The following is an 18018-nucleotide window of genomic DNA, read 5'->3' as shown; positions in this document are numbered from 1 at the left end:
CAGCGGCACTCTCTGCTCCGAATATTTTCAAACGACCGTTTCCCGCGGACCGCAACCAACGGTATCCGAGCACTGACGCTGCCGTGAAAGGGCGGGGCCGATTACCCTCGTCCATGAGCAATTCAAGCAAAGACGCGGCCTGGCTGACCCTCGGTCCGCGATGCGCGCTACGTGCATCAAGGGAGAGCAACGAGATGAGACCACTCCGATACTCGATCAACGTCACGCTCGACGGCTGCCGCCATCACGAGGCAGGACTCCCCCGAACGAGGATTCGATACGCTACTGGACCGCTCAGATCGAGCAAGCCAATGCGCTGCTATTCGCCCGGGTGACCTACGAGATGATGGAGTCAGCGTGGCGGAAGCCGGCCACGGGCACGTGGCCTGACTGGATGGATAAATGGCAGATCCCGTTCGCCGAGACCATCGACCGGGCGAAGAAGTACGTCGTGTCAAGCACACTGAGCGAGGTCGATTGGAACGCCGAGCTAGTGCAAGGCGACTTGGCGCAAGCGGTTCAGCAACTCAAGCAGGAGTCAGGCGAGGGCCTGTGGGTAGGTGGCGTGACGCTCCCCCTGGCGTTGGCAGATCTGGGACTGATCGACGAATACGAGTTCCTCGTGCAGCCGGTCCTTGCCGGACACGGGCCGACGTTGCTCGCCGGTCTGCGTGAGCGCATCCAGCTCGAGCTCGTGGACCGCCATGAGTTCCGGTCGGGGGGCAGTCGCCGTGCGATACCGGCCCACGCGAGTTACGGCTTGACGTGTTTTGTCCTGGCACGTTGGCCGCTCCCTCACGACGGAACGACGGCTCGGGCGCAGCTTGCGCCGCGCGGGCCGCACCCCCGATCGCGCAGACAAGTTCGGGATCGCCTCCGCGGACTTACCCAAATTCGGCAACACCGCGCGGACACTCCGCCATAGAAGTAGTCTCCCCCCGGTATTTCCAACTGTGCCCCGAAAAGGCTCGTCCCGTAGCGAGCTTCCGAGATGTACCGAGCCTTCTGCCCGCTAAGATCGCGCCGCCGTGAGTGCTTCCCGACATCGATGAGTTATGAGACTGTGCTCGTGTGTTGCAGTTGACGGGCGTCGCGGGCGTTCTGCCGGGCAGGTCGACCAGTGCTTTGCGATCTGTTCAACGTGAGGGGGCGCGGATCAGCGAGGCTTGAAGCGGTTGCGCACCCGAGATACTTCTCACTCAGAGTGATCGCAACCTAGCTGCTCTCTGACAGCTGTAATTAGCCTCGGAAGTGGCATGTCGGGCGGTCCGAGATCGGGCCAATCCCAGATGGCCCCTTCCCACCGAACGACAGAGAAGATAGCAGCGGCTGGTGTCTGTCCCTCACCGATAAATGGCTCGGACCACCCGGCAAACTGATGGATGGTTGAATCAATCGAGTAGAGCAGACCGCCGTCGGCAGCCCGCCATTCAAGCCACGCGTGACCATCCGGCTCGCCATCGGGCCGACCAGCGGTCACGAAGATCCACCGGCCCAGCCGCCGGTCTTCGAGGATCGCCGCCACCACAGCAGAGGCGTCCTCGCAAGCCCCCGCGGGCCATCCGAATCCCCGAGGCAATCGGTGTTCCCGAGGATCAGTCGCCAGCATCGCGTCGAGCACGTCACCAACCGTGTTATTCACAGCGTCGAGGTCCATGACCTAACGATGGCAGATCATGCGCGTGTGGATGGTCGATTTGGCGTCGTCGTCTCCAGGCGGGCCGGCGCCGCGACGCTTTATATAGATACGGCCCCCGCATCGCGATATGCATCTCTTACCGCTGTTAGCCGCTTTGCGGCTAAAATCGTGCCACCCGCGCGAACGACATCCCGTCGCCGGACCACTAATTGAGGGACCGAGCCGAGCGCCAACGATTGCGAGCCCCAGCGAACGCTTTCGTCACCGGACGGTCCGTCCCGCCCTCTCCACCGTTAGGTTTTCGCGAGCAGTGGCACTTGGTCACCCCGAGCAAATCGAGACGCACCGCAATGGCGGCAATCGGGTGACCTCGCGGGTTCATGCTCGACTACTTCATCGGTGAGTGGGTGATATGAGACCCAATGGTCGGCGCTCGCTTCCGAATCCGTGAGGCCGCCGATGGCCATGAGCCAGTCATCGACTGCACGCGATGCGGCGACCGCGTTGAGGGTGATCACACTGGGGGCGTGGACGTCCTCGTCGTTTATGTATCGCTGTCGGCGACGTTGGACGTCGCTAGTGGCTTCTTCCGTTAGCTTCCATGCGGGGATCAGGCCGTTGCACTGAAGGCACCCACTGCCCGGACCGCTCATTCGAGATACGGAGAAAATATCGGCGATCTGCCGATCGATGACCGTGACTTTCGAGCCGACTTGGGTATTGGGGATGAGGTACTGGTGAGTGATCGCGTTGACTAAGCGACGGGCGAGAGCGGAGTCCGCGGCGAGGAAGATGTGGTCGCAGTCGGTCAACAGCACCGCGACGTCCGCTTCGACAACGGAGCGCGGAACTGCGGTGATGCGCATGCTTCGGGATGCTTGCCGAGCGACTCTGGCGGCGATCTTCACCTTGGTGGTCGCGAGACGGGCGCCAAGTCGTTGCATCCACTGCGGTCGGGCGTCGTTTTGGAGCAGAGGCATCGCGTCGGATCGGCGGGCGCCGACGACGCGCGGCAGGTTGGTCGGATCGAGGCGATCCGGATCGACGAGCACGAGTTCTCCCACTCCGAGTCGGGCAAGGTATTCGGAAATGAGGGAGCCGATTCCGCCAAGCCCGATCACGGCGACTTTGGATCCAGCGAGGATCGCCTGCCCGCGATCACCGAAGATACGTGCCTGTCTGTCGTATGTTGAGTCCGCCACCTGGGCGGCCTCCGGCTCCGGCGTGAGTGTGAGCTGGGGCCGACCTGCAACACGCATGTCGGTGATCGTGTGGCGTTTCCCGTCGTTGGTCCAGATGTCGCCAGCCACGGCGTTGTTGGCGAACACAAGTGCGCCGACGGGGACTCCGTCGTTGATGTCCAGTAGCGCTGGGTATCCGCGTTCATGGGATGCCATGTCGGTCCCAGAGAAACCGACGCGGTCGCGCCCGCCGTGGTTGTGCACCGCGACGTAGGCGAGCTTTTCTTGCGCGCACATATCGATGTTCTCTGCGACGAATTCGGCGGTTAGCTTGCGATAGCCCCGGTTTCCTTCTACATACTCGACACCGTCGATTGCCGGCACGACGTCTCGGACGAGTAACCGTATGCCACGGGGGCCGTGCGCAATCCCGCATCGGAGGATCGCGCCGTGCTCGTCCCCATCACCGGGGAATAGGTGACCGTGCAGGACGGACCATTGCTCCCCGGTGATTACGACTGTCCAATCGCCGATCACTGCTTGCCGAGCCACTTGAGCACCTTCAACACCTTGGTCGCGGCCGTATCGAGTGCGGGGTCGAGTCGATTGCTACGGCGTGACAGCTGCGTTCCGTTCTCGCCGCGCGGACCCCAAGGAACGGACTGGAAGCCTTCGCCGTGAGCACCGCCATCCTTGCGACGGAGATCGGGGCGCACGAACAGCGGGTATACATCGGCCTCTGGATAAGGAAATGTGATCTGGAATGCCATCCACGAGCTTTCCTGCTCATAGGCCGGCCCGACCGGGACATTGCTGATGGATACCCATACTCCGCCTGCGGCGTCGTCTTCAGTCGTGACGATGGCGTCCGCGAACGTCTGCTCGAGCTCGTCGATCGCTTCCAGGATGACGGCGGAAGTCGTCATCGTGTTCACGAGTTGTCATCCCCGTCGTTCGCGCGGAACTCGTCATCGTCCCGGACACGGATGTGCACGTTATCGTCGACAGGCTTGAACTTCGGGCCGTCCTTGCGGGACAGAAGGAAGTCGATCTTGATGGGAACGCCCTGAGCTATCGCGGAATCCTTGATCGACATGCCAGTCTGAGCGGCGCCGTGGATAGTGACCGGACGGCGGTTGACGGTGACGCTGATCTTCTTCTGAGGGAGAGGCTTGGTGAAGAAGCGGTCACCGTTGACGATCGCAACGATCTCGCCGGTCTCAATGGGGTCGTCCAGGTCATCCGGGATGTCCTTCCAGATCCCATGGCTGTCAGGCACAAGCGGCGTGGGGAGGCCACGCAGCTGAGTTTCAATGAGCGCCGCCGTGCGAACTACGTAGGGCACCTTGTCGAGGTAAATAGTGCGGGAGCGATCGGTGAAGAATCGCATCCCGTTCTCGACTACCACAGACTCTGTGGGTACGACAGGGTGGTCCGGTGCATCGGCTACATCGAGCCATAGGTTTTCAGCCGGCGGTGTTACGAACGCGCGCAGCTGGGCGCCGGTGAGGCGCCGCTCCGTCACGTCGATCGGTTCGCCGTCGATGTGGATTTGGGTCTTGTCTGTGGGTGCCACGGTGGGCTCCTAACTGCTGTCTGGCGGGCCGGATGCCCGCTCAACAGTTAGAGACGGGACAACTCCCGAATCGTCCAACCTGTGATCAACTCGCGCATTCCAGACACGTTTTGGAGCCGGGAGCGAATTGATTACTGTGCTTCTGGAGGAAGCACTCCACGCACGTCTTCTTCATCTTGGAGGTGCACCCGCAGTGACCCGATCTGCAGCGAGGTTGCCCACATTTATGGCAGATGAACCTGATGACGAACGTCTTGTTGCAGTGCTCGCATTGCTCCCAGCGGGCGGTCGTGTGTTGGACGGTACCGTCTCGGGGTGGCGACATCGCCAACCACGGGGCACTGTACTCGACCATTACCAGAAATAGCAGGTCGCCAGCCCATGCCCCCTGCCCGTAGAGCCGTTCAGATGTGTGGCCATCGCGGTACCAGATCTGCGCGTCATCGCGCACGAACGTGCGGCTGTCATCGTCGTCGCCGAGCGCCGCGCGGACGAGCGAATTCTCAGTCTGGTCACTACCGCGAGCAGGGGGATATAGACCGCCACCGGCCGCAGCGAAGGTCACGATTCCGTCTTCAGTGACGACAACGACCGCGCCTGGCGATTGAAGACGGTTGGCAAGGCGGACGCAAATAGCCGCGCGCGAAGCGCTCGAAGTCTCGAACAGTTCGACGGCGGTGCGAACAGAGGGACCGCGATTGGAGATGTGCGCGTTGACAAGGTCGTCAGGGAGGAGTATCCGTGCGGCGAACGCGTCGCAGCAAGCGTCCTCGAATGCCTCAGGGTCCCGGTGCTCAACTATCTTTGTGCCCAGGTCTATGTTTGTCTTCTGAATGTGGTGGCCAAGTTCATGCAAGAGCGTGAACTGCTGGCGACGACGTGAGAGTGACTCCGTCACTACCAGGGTTGGCGGCTCCCAGCGATACCCGCCAGCGACGGAGCAGCCCAGGTGCGAGTCCGCCGGAATGAGCTCCGGCACCCGGAGAACAGAGAGGTCGACACGCTGTTCCAATGCCGCGAATGCATCTAGTGTGAGGTCATCGAGAGATCCCCCAAGGGCTTCCCAAGCGCTCAGCATCGCCTCAACTTGAGCCGGAGCGTCATCGAAGGTGGCGCGCATTGGCTATCGGTTATCCGTGGCGAGGACGGTGTCGAGGCGCTGACGCCAAAGCTCGCGTCCTTGGCCTGTCTCGCGAGCGGCGAGCTGATAGGCCTCGTATCCGAGGCGCGTGCGGGCGCGATCCTCGTCCCCGTCGATTGCTCGATTCCGAATGTGGGAACGCCAGCGAGGCTCTTGCAATTCGCGCTGGAGGTCCAACGGCAGCGGTGCGACCGCCCCGAGGATATGGCTCAGCGGGACTTCTGTTGCCGCGGCAAGGAGGTCGGCCTCCTCCACTGTTAGCGGTTCTTTACCCATTCGAATTGCCATCGCGCGGGGCTGCGGTGCTTGCAAGACGCTCATGATGGTCGGAAGCGGAACCTGTAACTGGGCGGCGGCGGTGTCCGAGCTGGCCAGTTGTAGCCGTGGTGCACTTTGGAGCACGTCAATCGCATCGAATAGGTCGGCAAGAGCGAGGGCAGCGCCAGATTCAAGTGCCGGTTCTCCGTGCCCGCGACGAAGGCCGTCGGCAATCGGGTCGTTTGAAGGAGCTGATCGAATGGCCCGGAGCTGAGGTTTCGAGATTGTGGCGATCGTCGAGCCCAGCGTTGCGAATGGAATTATCGCCGGGGAATCAGGCCATACCGTGACAAGGCCGTGTAAAGGGCTGGCGTCCCCTTCGATGATGACGGCCGTGCTGTTTTCAACCCCGGGTTCCAGACAGGCTGGGAACACGGAGGCTAGCGCGGCGACGTCGTCGATAATGTCGATGAGGACCACAAGCCTGGCGTCGCCCCAGTAGGCCTGCCGCAACTGCCCCGCCACGACACCATCGGTCGGTTGAGCGCTTCGAAGCATGCCGTTTCTTCGTTTCGGTCCTACAGGGAATGTCTTGGAGAGCGCGATCCAGCGCTCTGATGCTTCAGACGACATTGGAGTCCTCCATATCTTCACTTTGTATTGACGGGACACCGAGCGAATCGTCCAGTACGAGACTTAGCAAGGCCGTGAGAACGCCCTGGCTTCTTGCGCTGTCCCCTGCCAATTCCGTAAGTCGAGCCCGAAGTTTCTGAACAACGTTGTTGGCGCTAGTTCGGCCGATTCCAAGGTCTTTTGCCAGCGCTGCCGCGTCTCCCCCGTGGCGGATGGCTGCTCGTTCGGTGTCCGTGAACCGCGGCATCAACTGCTGGGCGAGATGCTCGTCGTCTAGCTTGATCTCGGTGGCTGCTGGACTGTCGATCGCGGGGGTCATTTCTTCGACGATGTCCCAATCTGCATCAACCGTTGCCGCGAGGACATCTCCCGTCTCCAGGAGCGACGGGAACCTGTCTGCGCAGATTTTAGTGAGGTCGCTCACATGCAGCCGGCCCGCCGCGACGAGAACTCTTCGCAGCATCTCTTCCAGCTGCCCCGGACGCCCTAGCCTCGCAGACGCATTGCCAGTGGCGATCGGCATCTCAACTGGAGCAAGAGCAGCAATTTCCCGAAGCCCGGTTTGAGTGACATGACGATCGACATCCTCGCCGCCTGTGAGGAACCAGTAATGCTTCGCGACCGACGGGCTGAACAGGGTGGAGCGCTCGAGCCGTTTCTCAAGGCGGTTCCTGAGCGCACCCCAGGGTTGCTTGCGGGTGAGGTCAACGAGCCATCGTTCGACCCACTTTCGGGTCTCCTGCTTCGCGGCGCGGTCATCTGGGAGCGCGGTGATTGCGTTGCTATACCCGGCGCCCTTGTCCTCGAAGAAGCTGTTGACGAAATCGTCGACGGTGGCAGTATCGCGGAGTCCAGGAAATCTGGGCAGCTGCTCTGCGAATACGCGTCGCATCATCGCGAGCGCGGCCATGCCGAGCGTCCCACGGGCGAGTGCTTCGTCCCGAATCAATGTTGTGGTCATTTCAAGACTCCGCGCTAGTACCAGGCGTTTTGGCGACCGCCACGCAGTCGAAGCCGTCCGGCAACCCGTTGCACAGGTCGGAGTGCAGCGAACTGTGCGGCGACTTCGTCATAGAGCGTTCCGCTGGAGTTGGGATCGGAGACGGAGACGAGAATTGCAAACGGCACTTCGGTTGGGGATCCGTCGAGAGCGCCCGCTCGGCGAGCGAAGTAACGCAACTCGAGCCTTGCGTCATCGATCTCGCCGGCGGCGAAGCTGACTCGGTGGTGTCGCAATGTCTCCCACTTGCCCGAATCGCGAAGATCCGCCTCGTTCGAGCTTGCCGCGCTTGTGAGGGTCTTCGTCACCGGTTCCTGGCTGCTCGTCCACCCAGCCGTCAGCAAGGTTCGCGCTTCGATCGAAGTTAGGTCGACGTTCCGCGCCTTCTCCGTCGAGCCTTGTGGAGGTGAGAATCGGAACATGTTGCGGTGCGGTCGCAAGGTGAGCTCAAGCGAAGCGGAGGTGTACTCGGTCGGCTGGGTCGGCTCCACGGGTGAAGCGTATGCAAGCGTGACCGAGACCTTCGCCGCACTCGAGAAGGATCTGGGCACTGGGAGTTGATAGCCGAGGATGTCACCGCGCGCTATCTGATCGACGAACAGGACGTGTGCCTCGTCGGGCCCGCAATCCAGAGCGTCAGCGAATGAAAGCGGCAGACGCCCAAAGCCAAGCTCATCTTGCCTCGCCTTGAATGCTCGATGACGCTCCGCAAAGTGGGTGGCGAACGCACGAAGCACACTGCTGTTGACGCGGGGCAGTCGAGTGACAAGATCCGCCAGGGCGTGGGTTACAACTGGTGCCGAGAAGCTTGTTCCGCTGGCCTCGAGGAAGCTTCCGTCGGTGCGCAGAACATTAAACAACCGGTCATCGACCCCGCCGAATTGCACGCCCATTGGTTGGATTCGGCTTCCGGGTCGTCCGGGTCCCATCGAAGAGTAGGGGGCCCGCGCCCAGGGACGGTCCGGAGCAGGCGCATCACATGCTCCGACAGATACAGCGTTGGCCATATCAGCGGGGACCTGAACTCTGTGCAAGCCCGTATCCGGGTGCTGGTTTCCGTCGTTCCCCGCAGCCACGACGAAAACGATGTCCCGTTCCCATGCAAGTTGATCCAACTCTGCGGTCCAGCGGTTTGGCTCCATGTCGTCTTCGACAGCGAGCGTGGGGCCGAGACTCAGATTCACGAGCTTGTGGCGGTCCTCGGCCAAAGTCTCCTTGATACGATCGAGGATCCAATATCCGTCGAGATCTCCCGGTTTATAGGGAGCGGGCATGACGCGGAAGCTCTCCACCGGCAGCGGTGGTTGCGGCGCCTGCGAACCCGATTCCAGCAGCCCGTACAGCACGGCTCCGGTCACGCCTGTGCCGTGATCGAGATCATCCGCGTCTACCGCTTCCGGGGTCAGATCGATAACTGGTATCGGAAACAGACCACTCCGGCCTCGGTCATGTACACCGCCGTCGAATACCGCCACCGTTGTCACATCAGCAAGCGCACCGCGAACGGCAGGCGCGACAACTCGGCTCCCGCTTCGAAGTCCGAATCGTGGGCGTGGCCGGATTGCGGGCATCGGCCGAAGGACCCGCAGTGGGTTGAATCTCGCTAGCTCAGGTACATCGGTTGATGACGCGCGAATCGGCATGAAAGTGAGGCCACCCACCTGGCGGAGGTAGTCTCGGTGCACTTCTCCGCCGCGTGACTCAACCAAAGCGATCCACCGCTCCAGCGCCTCGTCGTCGATCGGTACTGGTTCGCCGGATCGCACCGTGCTGGGGTGGAGCACTGCTTCCCACACGGAATGCTCGCCCGCTGAGGCGTCAATTCCAGGGCTGGTTCGCAGAACGGTGCTCGGCGCTGGCGAAGCAAATTCCTCTAGGCGTCGTATCTGCGAAAACGCCTGCAGAGCGCTGCGGCCTGTGCCAGGTGCGTTGACAAGTTCTTCTAGTCGTTCCAGCGCCGCGTTGTCGACGGCGAGGATTAGTCGTCGGGTGCCGCTCAGTTTCTCCATCGACGCGGTGCGGAGTGTGCCAGTGTCGGCGCGCGAACCGACGGGGACGGCACCGATGAAGCCGAGAAGGGCCTCGGGGTAGTAGGTAGGAGCGATGTAGTTTGGCAGAAGCTTAGCTTCGACGTAGACGCGGTCCGCCGCTCGCAGCGAGTCAGGAAGCCCCTGAATATTGGCACGCGCAGACCGGACCTGAGGAAGGAGCCACTCTCGTGCTTGCTCGGATGTGAAGGGCTCATACTTCGGACCGCCTCCGGTCGGCGCGGGCTCCACATCAAGACGGAGTGATTCCCCATTCAGGAGTAGGCGTCGGGCTACGTTGCCCGCTGCACCGATATCTGTCACATCGTGTCCTTTGCTTGACGGATGCCCGTGGCAACCGTCGGATGGCTGACGCCTGCAAGCGTCGCGATCTTACGATTAGACATGTCTAACTGCTCATGAGCGTGTCGCCACACTGAGGTCCGTAGCTCAGTTGTCGGAAACTGCTCAATCAATTGATTCACCACGACGTATTCGAGGGTGAGATCGTGCAATATCGCCTTCCGTCGACAGAGCTCCCAAAATCGCACGATGTCAGAGTGGCTGTGCCCTTCCCACAGAGCGGCCGCTAGCTCGATGACCGCGATGGGTACGTCGCTTTGGTTAGCCCTAGTGAGGAGGGCGCGCCGTTCAGAGTCGCCAGGGAGTGGGAAGCTCAATACACGGTCAAATCGGCGATCAATCGCCTCATCTAGCAACTGGGGGTGGTTCGTAGCAGCAACCAACAGACTCGTCTCTGGCCAGCGATCAAGCTCGACAAGTATCACGTTGACGATCCGCTTCAACTCGCCGATGTCAGTATCATCATCGCGCCGCTTGGCGACGGCATCGAATTCGTCCAGGAACAACACGCAGGGTCCGGACTTCGCGAACTCCAGGACCGACTTGATGTTCCGACCAGAACTACCCAGATAGCTCGAAACGACGGACGCGAGATCCAGGGTCACCAGCGGCAGTTCGAGCTGTTGCGCGATCCATCGGCTGGCGAGCGTCTTGCCCACCCCCGGCGGGCCCGAAAACAAGACAGTCCGGCTCACTGAGACGCCCGCGCGCGCCAATTCCTCGGCACGCTTACGCTCAGCCACGATCTCTTGCAGTTGAGCAGCAAGCCGCTCATCAGCGATGAATTCGTCAGCACCGGGAACCGCATCGACGTTCACAAGCGAGTGCAGTCCCTCAGCATCTGTAGGAATCGCCCCGCTGTCGAACCGGAGACCGTTTGACGGATTGGCCGCGGATAGTGCCTCATGAACTGCAGTTCGGAACGCACCAGCGTCGGACACTTCTGGTGGAATTGCTCGCATCAGTCGGCCAGCGAGCTGACGCACCCCGCCCGCGTGCCCGCGCGCGCCAATGCGTACCAAGTCGACCAGCGCTCGTTCGAGCCCGCCCGGCTCTTGGTAAAGAGTAGTCTTTGGGGCTGCCATGTTTACCACCCTACAGCCGGCCGATGACACCGGTAAACGATAAGCACCGGAATCCGTACCGAGGCGCAAGCAGGGTACCGCAACCCCTCCTGCGGGCGGCGGCAGACCGGTCTTGTCGAGCGCCAACGAAGTTGTGCGCAAGCCAGCCCGCGTTGCTCTGGGCGGTAGAGACGGGCATGATCTTCGAAATGCCCCTGATGAATTCGGATTGCCCGGCCAACAAACCACCGCAGTGCCCCTCAGCCGTTCAGCTGAGGGGCACTGCGGGCGGTTGATGAGTACCGTCGGTGGCTCGCCGTCAGAAGCTGATGTCTGTGCCCATGACGCCCAGCGGGTCGAAGACGAGCGTGGCCTTCTCAAGGTTGAGATACTCGGTCACGCAACATTCTCTCCAGCATGTCTGCCCGTGGCGCATGTAGTCGAATGCCTGTTCAAGCATCGAACTCGTTTGCGCAGCCGCCATGTTGTATTCCGATTGCCTGTTCATTACGTTTCGGGCTGGACCGTTGAGGGACTCCGCGGATGGATTGTGCTCCCACGCGTGGAAGAACTCCATCAGGCTGACGAACCAGTCGTTCTGAAGTTCGTTGAGCAGCGGGTCGGCCTGGAGGATGGAATTGATTGCTGAATCGTCGTGTCTCATACCGTCATCTATGCGCGACTTGGAAACGAGGTGCTCGGATCGACTACTTTGTTCAGTTCGACATCCCGCAGACGACTCGTTTGCAATGACCGAGGAGACCGGAGTCTCTCCGAATCGGTCTGCTACGTCAGGCGGACCTGAGGCCTCTGCCCTGCCTCCAAGTGCAGGCTCACGTGCGTTTACCGAGTTGCGCACTCCCCGGTTCAACGGTGATTCTGATGATGCGAGCCGTCAAATGTGTCGTGCTGCCATACAGATAACTGGAATCCGAGACGGTCAGGCGACCGCGTCGCCCAACAACGAAATCCTCCATCTCACTTAGGATCACGCACTGACCGTCGTAAACTGCCGAACCCGAGGTGGGCGTCGGCAACCTTTTCCACGTCAACCGACCAACAGTGGATATGAGGTGGACAGTTCCCGAGAGCGTCTCCACCGTGTAGACGCCGGGAATGTCAGGAATCTCCTGGAGTCCGGTCGTGAGGACCACATCGGAGTCACTGTTATCTCCGCCGTCATTATCGTTCACACGTGGGTCTCCATTCGCGACTTGGCTGGTCCTGGTTTGTCCATATCGACCACGGCCTCGTCGCACGAGGTCCTAGGGCGCATCGACTGCACCCGCCGGCTGTTGGACGTACGCCCGAACACGAAGTACGTCAACGGCTGTCAATCCCCACTCGGGCTTGGTGCCGACCAGGAGTGAGGCCGTGCTCCCGAAGGTCTGATGCATGCTCCGGCGTTGCGGTGTCCATGGTCTGCGATGCTCGTCGCCGAGAAGGTCGTCGACCATGACGAAATCCTGGTTCGTCACGACACGGCTGACGGCTTGCGTCTTGATCCAGATGTCGCGAAACATCAGGTCTCCCTGCCGCGTGCCCACCGGCGCGACCCGCCACGGGCCTCCGTGTAGCCCGAGCGCGGGAATGAGGAAGTTGGCGCCGGCATCCCATGTCGAGCACCAGATCGGCTCGACGAGCCTCTCGTCGATCAATTCGTTCAAGGCGGCGACCACGGCGGTGCTGACCCAGGCATGCTGTGGGTACGGGTCAGGGGCGAACGTTGGAAATCTTTCCAGGTCCCGCGATACCGCCGCGTTCTTGAGGGGCATGGCGCAGAGTCCGCCGTCGACATCCAGGAAGAGTGGCGTGCGGGTCACCTCGCGATTCGCTCCCATGTCGTCCTCTCAGATCTGTCACGAGGTAGGGCTCACGAACGGCGCGATGCCGTTCCTCGAACTCTGTATTCGAACGAAGATACAGCCTGGTTGACGACCTGCCATCGAGATTCCAGGACCTTGTCACAAGCTCGGTGTTTCACCGATTTCGGCCGCGAGGTTCAGTAGGTGGGTTAGGAGAATGGCGCGGTCCTTGCGGAGGGTGCCCGTTTGCAGTTGCCGAAGTTGGCGTCCGAGCCAGCGGGCGAGAGTGAACTCAGCTCTCTCTGAACCGTTCAGGTATGGGAGCCGGCCGTGGTCTCGAAGGTGCCGCAAGCATGCTGTAAGTTGCGCTTGCCACACGCGTTCGTGAGGGTCCCAATCGAAGGCGGGCGAGACGTCGAGCCGCATTCTCTGGTAGCTGGTGAGAGTTTCTGGGAAGCGGCGCTGGTACCGGGCCCACTCCCCCAAGCGACGCTCGTCGCCGGGCAGACTGGCGCGGTCTCTGGTGTTCTCACGAGGGTTACGGCCGCAGGTTCGCGCGAATTCTTCGTAGCGGTGGAGTGCTGCGACCCAATTGGTTGCTCGCTTAGGGGTTCCGCCGTTATCTGACTCTCGCCCTGATGACAGGATCCTGTCCGCCTCAGCGTAGAACACTGACTGTGCGTCAGGTTCTCCGGTCTGTATCCACAGCCTGACGGCCCTCGCGTGGAGGTCTGCCGGATCCGTTCTGTGCCGCATGGTGCGCCCTTCCGGGTCGCAGGTGTTGCGGCCTCACCCGGACCTATGCGCGGTGCTGCGGAAGATCATCGAGCGCGGGTTTGTCGCTGAGTCGGTGGTTTGATTTCCGGCTTTTGCCTACCGTTGTGCTTCAGCGGCCCGAGTCATTCGGCAGGCGGGTGTCTCCGCCGCAAGAACGGAGATGGAGCATGTACGCGCTGACGGACGAGGCAACAGGCCGCTATCTCGTGACGACAGAATCCGGTAGCCGCTACACCCTCGACTTCAACCGGCGCCTGTTTCGGCGAACGACAAATCCGACTCTCGTGGCACGTCGTGGCCTCCGCCGCGACGGCGAAGACATCGACCTTGTCGAGGTCATGCAGTGCCGCCTGGGCAAGCCCCTACTGCTGCTGATCAACCTGTGGATTCCAGGCGTCTGGTTCACAACACGCGAATCCACCCCCGTCATCCGCATCGAACCGCTGCCTGAGGATTCGGGCACGCCATGACCGCGGAGGCTGTGTCGCCGCTCGACTACCGGCCGATCAATGCCTTGCCCTATTGGGACACGATCGGCAAATTCGTCACCGACGCCGTCGATGCCACCGCGAGCATCTCCGGTCGTGACAAGCGGTCGCTGTATCCGGCCACCGTGGCATTCGTGCTTTGGTGCTGGCAGAGCCGAGGCACACCGTTGGAACGGCCGCGCATCTTCCGCCGAGCCATCGTCGAAGAGTTCATCCATCTCGGCATGACGGCCTATACCCGCGGCAGCAGAGCCACGCATCGGGCGACCCTGTCTCTCATGGTGGAGGCTCTGAACCCCTCCGAGGCGGTTCGCCTGCGGCGCGCAATCCCACGCTCGGCTCCTACGAGGCCCTACACACGCGATGAGGTCGCAGCACTGCACAGTTGGGCGACAGCACAGGGCACACCACGACGTCACCGTGACGCCATTGCCCTCCTGGCCCTTGGGCTGGGCGCCGGCCTCGCCACTCGGGAAATACTCGGCGCTCGGGTCACAGACCTAGATACCCGCGATGACCAGATGCACGTAATCGTGTGGGAGAGCCGTCCGCGCGTCGTTCCGATCCGCCCCGACTGGCAGCGCCCCCTTCGCCGAATCCTCGGAGATCTCGACCCGGCCGCACTGATCTTTCGTCCCGGGCGAACCGGCGCAAGCCCAGGACAGATCACCGACTTTCTACTGAGATCGCGCACCGAACTGGATGTGCGACCCAGCCGAATGCGCACGACATGGCTGCTCGAACACCTCCAAGTCGGCACTCCACCTCGAGAATTGCTCCGAATTTCCGGGCTGAAGAATCTCGCAGCCCTCGACAAAATCGCCACATTTGCCCCCAAAACAGGGCACAGCGTCACGCCGCACACATCCCATAAATCAATTTGATCAGGGATTTCAGTTAACGGCGGTGATGAACGGTGCTTGGGAAGGGCCACTGTCGTCGACAGCTTTGGGGACGCCCCACGCACATAACGTTCGTGAACAGAAAAGACCAACTCAACGACATTTTCCACGCCGACTCCGCGACGTACGCGCACCTTCGAGCTTTGGACCCCGAGATTCCCGACTACGTGTGGGGAATCATCATCCGGTACCGGCCGCACGTCTCCCCCGTGCAATGGGCCGCCGTGCGCGAATTCACCATCGCGAACGCCGTACGGATGCAGCCGCGCACTTTCGACGCGACCCGCCGACTCATGTCGATGTCGGCACGCTTTGCCGCCTGGGTGTGGACGACAACGGGCACACGGCTCACCGTCGAGCGCGTGTACACGCAGAACAACGTGTCCCGGTATCTGCACGCGTGTCTGCCGAAGCACTCTGAATCCCACCGCTGGGGATTCGTCAGGCAGATCGGCACCGTTGCCGACACCCTCGCGGGCACCGACATCAACCGTCTCCCGGCACCTAACCTTCCCGGTCGTCGCCCCTTCACTGTCTCCGACGCCGCCACCATGCACAGCTGGGCCGCAAGCCTGACGACCGACCTGAAACGACGAAATGCCTGGGCCCTCCTCGGCCTCGCCGGAGGTGCGGGCCTCCGCGCAGACGAAATCATCGACACGCGAATCGGCGACATTGAAATCGTCGACGGCCGCGTGTTCGTCAACGTCCCAGGAAAGCGCGCACGTCGGGTTCCGGTGATGCACCTCTGGAACCGCACCCTGCTGCGCAGCATCCAGGACCGCACTAACCCCGAGGACTTCGTCTTCAGTGGGTATCGCTGGGACGAGTATCGACCACGGGTCATCCAGAACTTCCTAACCGAGCATCCCGCCAGCGTGCGAGCCACCGTGTCCAGACTGCGCTCAACCTGGATCATCGCCCAAATCGACAACGGACTCCCGGTCCCGGTGCTCCTGGCCATCGCCGGGTTCGCCTCCGCCCACAGCTTGGACAAGCACCTCGTGCACGCCAAAGCAGCGAACACCAGCGCGTACGTCGGTCTCATCATCGGCGAAGAGGTCGCCCGATGAGCGCCGGCGACATCGACTACGCGTTCAACGGATACGAACCCGACCTCGGCGGTATCACCCAAGCTGAGGTGATGGGCCGCGGCCACATCCACCAGCTCATTGACGACGCCACCGTAGCTCTCATGGAAGGCCGGGTTCGGAAGACCGGTGTCCTCGAGCGGCTTCAGGATTGGAGAGACGAAGATGCCGTCGCGGTCAGTATCGGCGGTCGCCCGTCTCTCATCTCAGAACGGGCCATTCTCACAGGTATGCTGCTGCTGGCCAAAGAGGGCACGGCGATGCACCTGACGTGCGTGCGAGACCTGTTCATGTTCCGCCTCAGCGACGCCTCCCGAGCACTCCTCGGCCTGCAGGCCCCTTCGGCAGCCTTTGTCGGTCATGTCGCTGAGAAGAACCGCTGGTACGCCAACACCAGCCGGGCCTTTCACCGCATCAACGATCTGATGGACCCCTTCCCTCAGGAACGCCGCCACTCCAAGACTTACACCCAAATTCAGGAGATCCTCCACGCACACGACGCAGTGCTGGCCGACAAACGCAAAGCCCGTCTGGACGAATTCACGAAGCTCTTCCTCGTCATGACCTTCAACGAGCAGTCACGCGACATCCGGCGCGCCTCCAAGAAGATTGATATCTCCTTCGACCAGACCTATGTCGGCACCCCGACCGTCAAGGGATACTCGCGAAATAATCTCGCCGTCCGAGTCGCGGCAGAGGCCAAGGTCGAAGACAAGAGAACCCTCAAGCCTGGTCCGGTCGATGCCTTCGCCAGCTGGCACGTCACGACCGGTGAACGCGTCGACGTGCCCAAAGGGCAAGTCGACAACACCACTCCAAACAAGAAGGCCGGATTCGCAAACTTCAGGTGGGGCTGGGAAATCAATATCGCCGTCCGCGTCGACTCCGAAGCTCCCGGGCAGCACCGGTTTCCCGGACTGGCCGTCGCCGCAACGATGAGCCTGCCCAACGTCCGCGTCGCCGAGGAAGCAGTCTCCCTGATGCGCGGAGCCCTAGCCCTTGGTCTAGAAGCCGGAGTCGGCGACGCCGACAAGCAATACTGGGCCAACTCACTCGCCGAACGCCTCCACGAACCCGCCTTCAACCTCGGTTTCACGCCGTCCACGGACTACCGTACCGACCGGCTCGGGCACCAAGGCGGCGACCACGGCGCCCTCTACATCGAAGGCGGCACCTACTGTCCCGCAACGCCCAAACCCCTACAGAACGCCACCAAGGACCTGCTGGGCGCCGTCATCGACACCGAAACATATCGAGCGCGCATCACGAGCCGAACCGCGTTCAAACTTCACGTCAAGGAAAAACCTGATGCCAAAGGCCGCACCGTGCTGCGCTGCCCCGCACTCGGCCCCAGCCCCACGGTGACCTGCCCACTACGAGAGCTCCTCAAGACCAGGAAGGTTCTCGAGGGGGTCGACAGCGAAGACCTCCCGGACTTCGCCGACAAGATCTGCACCCAGCACTCCGTGGCCTTCGACACCGCCAACAACCGCCGCACCGCCCAAGCGTTTGAATACGGAACCAAGGAATGGGACACGTTTCACACCCACGCACGAAACAGCATCGAGTCCCTCAACAACCAGGTGAAAAGCGGCGGCACCGAAGACATCGAATCCGCCAGCCGCCGCCGCGTCCGCGGATTCGGCGCCGCCCAAATTATCGTGACGATGCTGCTCACCAACTTCAACCTGCGCAAAATCGCCGCCTTCATCAGCGACAAGATCAAAGACGACGCCAAGAAGCAGGTCAACGGCGAACCTCCCATCGCACTCGTCCGACGTCGCGACCGAGAATTCCATAACCCCTACACGGACACCTACCCACCCGGTGTGGAGCGGCCGACCAAACCCAAACGCTCAGACGGCGATGGCACCGGCGGACCACCGCGAAGAACCTAAACGGCCCCTTAGGCCGCCGATACCGCCCGAGAGGGCAAGCCTCCCCGCATTCCGAACAATCCGACGCGCCCCAAAACACAAAAATCCACGTGCGACGCGGTCCCCGGCGACAATTCGCCGACGTAACCACTCGCAAACACCGCTTAAACCAGAAATCGCTCCTGAGAATCCTCAG

At 61.8% G+C, this 18018-nt stretch carries 17 protein-coding genes; 5 read left to right on the top strand and 12 right to left on the bottom strand.

Translation table 11 applies throughout. The features are described from left to right. Positions 1-160: 160 nt before the first annotated feature. Positions 161-925, top strand: a complete 765-nt coding sequence (locus CXY79_RS06930) for a dihydrofolate reductase family protein (RefSeq protein WP_369827951.1) — start codon at positions 161-163, stop codon at positions 923-925. Between the two features lie 270 nt (positions 926-1195). On the opposite strand, the gene CXY79_RS15660 is transcribed toward CXY79_RS06930, so the two are convergent. The 12 genes from CXY79_RS15660 to CXY79_RS06875 form a co-directional block, all read right to left on the bottom strand. Further along, the gene (locus CXY79_RS15660; RefSeq protein WP_146068104.1) at positions 1196-1657 is read right to left on the bottom strand and encodes a hypothetical protein; all 462 of its coding nucleotides are present in this window, start codon (positions 1655-1657) and stop codon (positions 1196-1198) included. Positions 1658-1932: 275 nt separating this feature from the next. Continuing rightward, positions 1933-3204, bottom strand: coding sequence for a ThiF family adenylyltransferase (locus CXY79_RS06925; RefSeq protein ID WP_199186736.1), 1272 nt, complete (start codon positions 3202-3204; stop codon positions 1933-1935). A 149-nt stretch (positions 3205-3353) separates the two neighbouring features. Continuing rightward, complete coding sequence (locus CXY79_RS06920; protein ID WP_104100471.1) at positions 3354-3746, bottom strand: hypothetical protein; 393 nt, start codon at positions 3744-3746, stop codon at positions 3354-3356. Between the two features lie 5 nt (positions 3747-3751). Beyond that, entirely contained in the window at positions 3752-4396 is a 645-nt protein-coding gene (locus tag CXY79_RS06915; RefSeq protein ID WP_104100408.1) for a multiubiquitin domain-containing protein, read from the bottom strand. Positions 4397-4481: 85 nt separating this feature from the next. Then, positions 4482-5516, bottom strand: coding sequence for an ImmA/IrrE family metallo-endopeptidase (locus CXY79_RS16190; protein WP_199186735.1), 1035 nt, complete (start codon positions 5514-5516; stop codon positions 4482-4484). A 3-nt stretch (positions 5517-5519) separates the two neighbouring features. Then, positions 5520-6428, bottom strand: coding sequence for a hypothetical protein (locus tag CXY79_RS06905; RefSeq protein ID WP_104100407.1), 909 nt, complete (start codon positions 6426-6428; stop codon positions 5520-5522). Further along, positions 6418-7389 (bottom strand): hypothetical protein, encoded by a 972-nt coding sequence (locus CXY79_RS16185; RefSeq protein WP_199186734.1) that lies wholly within the window; start codon positions 7387-7389, stop codon positions 6418-6420. The genes CXY79_RS06905 and CXY79_RS16185 overlap by 11 nt, the downstream gene beginning before the upstream one ends. 14 nt (positions 7390-7403) lie before the next feature. Further along, complete coding sequence (locus CXY79_RS06895; protein ID WP_146068103.1) at positions 7404-9779, bottom strand: S8 family peptidase; 2376 nt, start codon at positions 9777-9779, stop codon at positions 7404-7406. After that, entirely contained in the window at positions 9776-10903 is a 1128-nt protein-coding gene (locus tag CXY79_RS06890; protein ID WP_199186733.1) for an AAA family ATPase, read from the bottom strand. Before CXY79_RS06890 ends, CXY79_RS06895 begins: the two co-directional genes overlap by 4 nt. Before the next feature lie 298 nt (positions 10904-11201). Next, entirely contained in the window at positions 11202-11546 is a 345-nt protein-coding gene (locus tag CXY79_RS06885; protein ID WP_104100405.1) for a hypothetical protein, read from the bottom strand. A 169-nt stretch (positions 11547-11715) separates the two neighbouring features. Then, positions 11716-12075 carry a hypothetical protein gene (locus CXY79_RS06880; protein WP_104100404.1) on the bottom strand — a complete coding sequence of 120 codons (360 nt, stop codon included), beginning with the start codon at positions 12073-12075 and terminating at the stop codon, positions 11716-11718. A 72-nt stretch (positions 12076-12147) separates the two neighbouring features. After that, positions 12148-12657: a hypothetical protein gene (locus CXY79_RS06875; RefSeq protein WP_158250238.1), complete on the bottom strand. Its 510-nt coding sequence runs from the start codon at positions 12655-12657 to the stop codon at positions 12148-12150. Between the two features lie 974 nt (positions 12658-13631). Here CXY79_RS06875 and CXY79_RS06870 point away from each other — a divergent pair. From CXY79_RS06870 to CXY79_RS06855, 4 genes are all read left to right on the top strand, one after another. Further along, a complete protein-coding gene (locus tag CXY79_RS06870; protein WP_104100402.1) occupies positions 13632-13934 on the top strand; it encodes a hypothetical protein in 303 nt (100 codons plus the stop codon). After that, positions 13931-14836: a hypothetical protein gene (locus tag CXY79_RS06865; RefSeq protein ID WP_104100401.1), complete on the top strand. Its 906-nt coding sequence runs from the start codon at positions 13931-13933 to the stop codon at positions 14834-14836. The genes CXY79_RS06870 and CXY79_RS06865 overlap by 4 nt, the downstream gene beginning before the upstream one ends. Positions 14837-14928: 92 nt before the next feature. Continuing rightward, positions 14929-15927 (top strand): tyrosine-type recombinase/integrase, encoded by a 999-nt coding sequence (locus tag CXY79_RS06860; protein ID WP_104100400.1) that lies wholly within the window; start codon positions 14929-14931, stop codon positions 15925-15927. After that, entirely contained in the window at positions 15924-17843 is a 1920-nt protein-coding gene (locus CXY79_RS06855) for a hypothetical protein (RefSeq protein ID WP_104100399.1), read from the top strand. Before CXY79_RS06860 ends, CXY79_RS06855 begins: the two co-directional genes overlap by 4 nt. The last annotated feature ends 175 nt before the right edge of the window (positions 17844-18018 follow it).

It is taken from the genome of Cryobacterium sp. M96, assembly GCF_002929845.1.
GTDB classification, from domain to species: Bacteria; Actinomycetota; Actinomycetes; order Actinomycetales; family Microbacteriaceae; genus Cryobacterium; species Cryobacterium sandaracinum.
The sequence above is the reverse complement of the archived record's forward strand: the minus strand, read 5'-3'. Positions and strand labels throughout refer to the sequence as shown.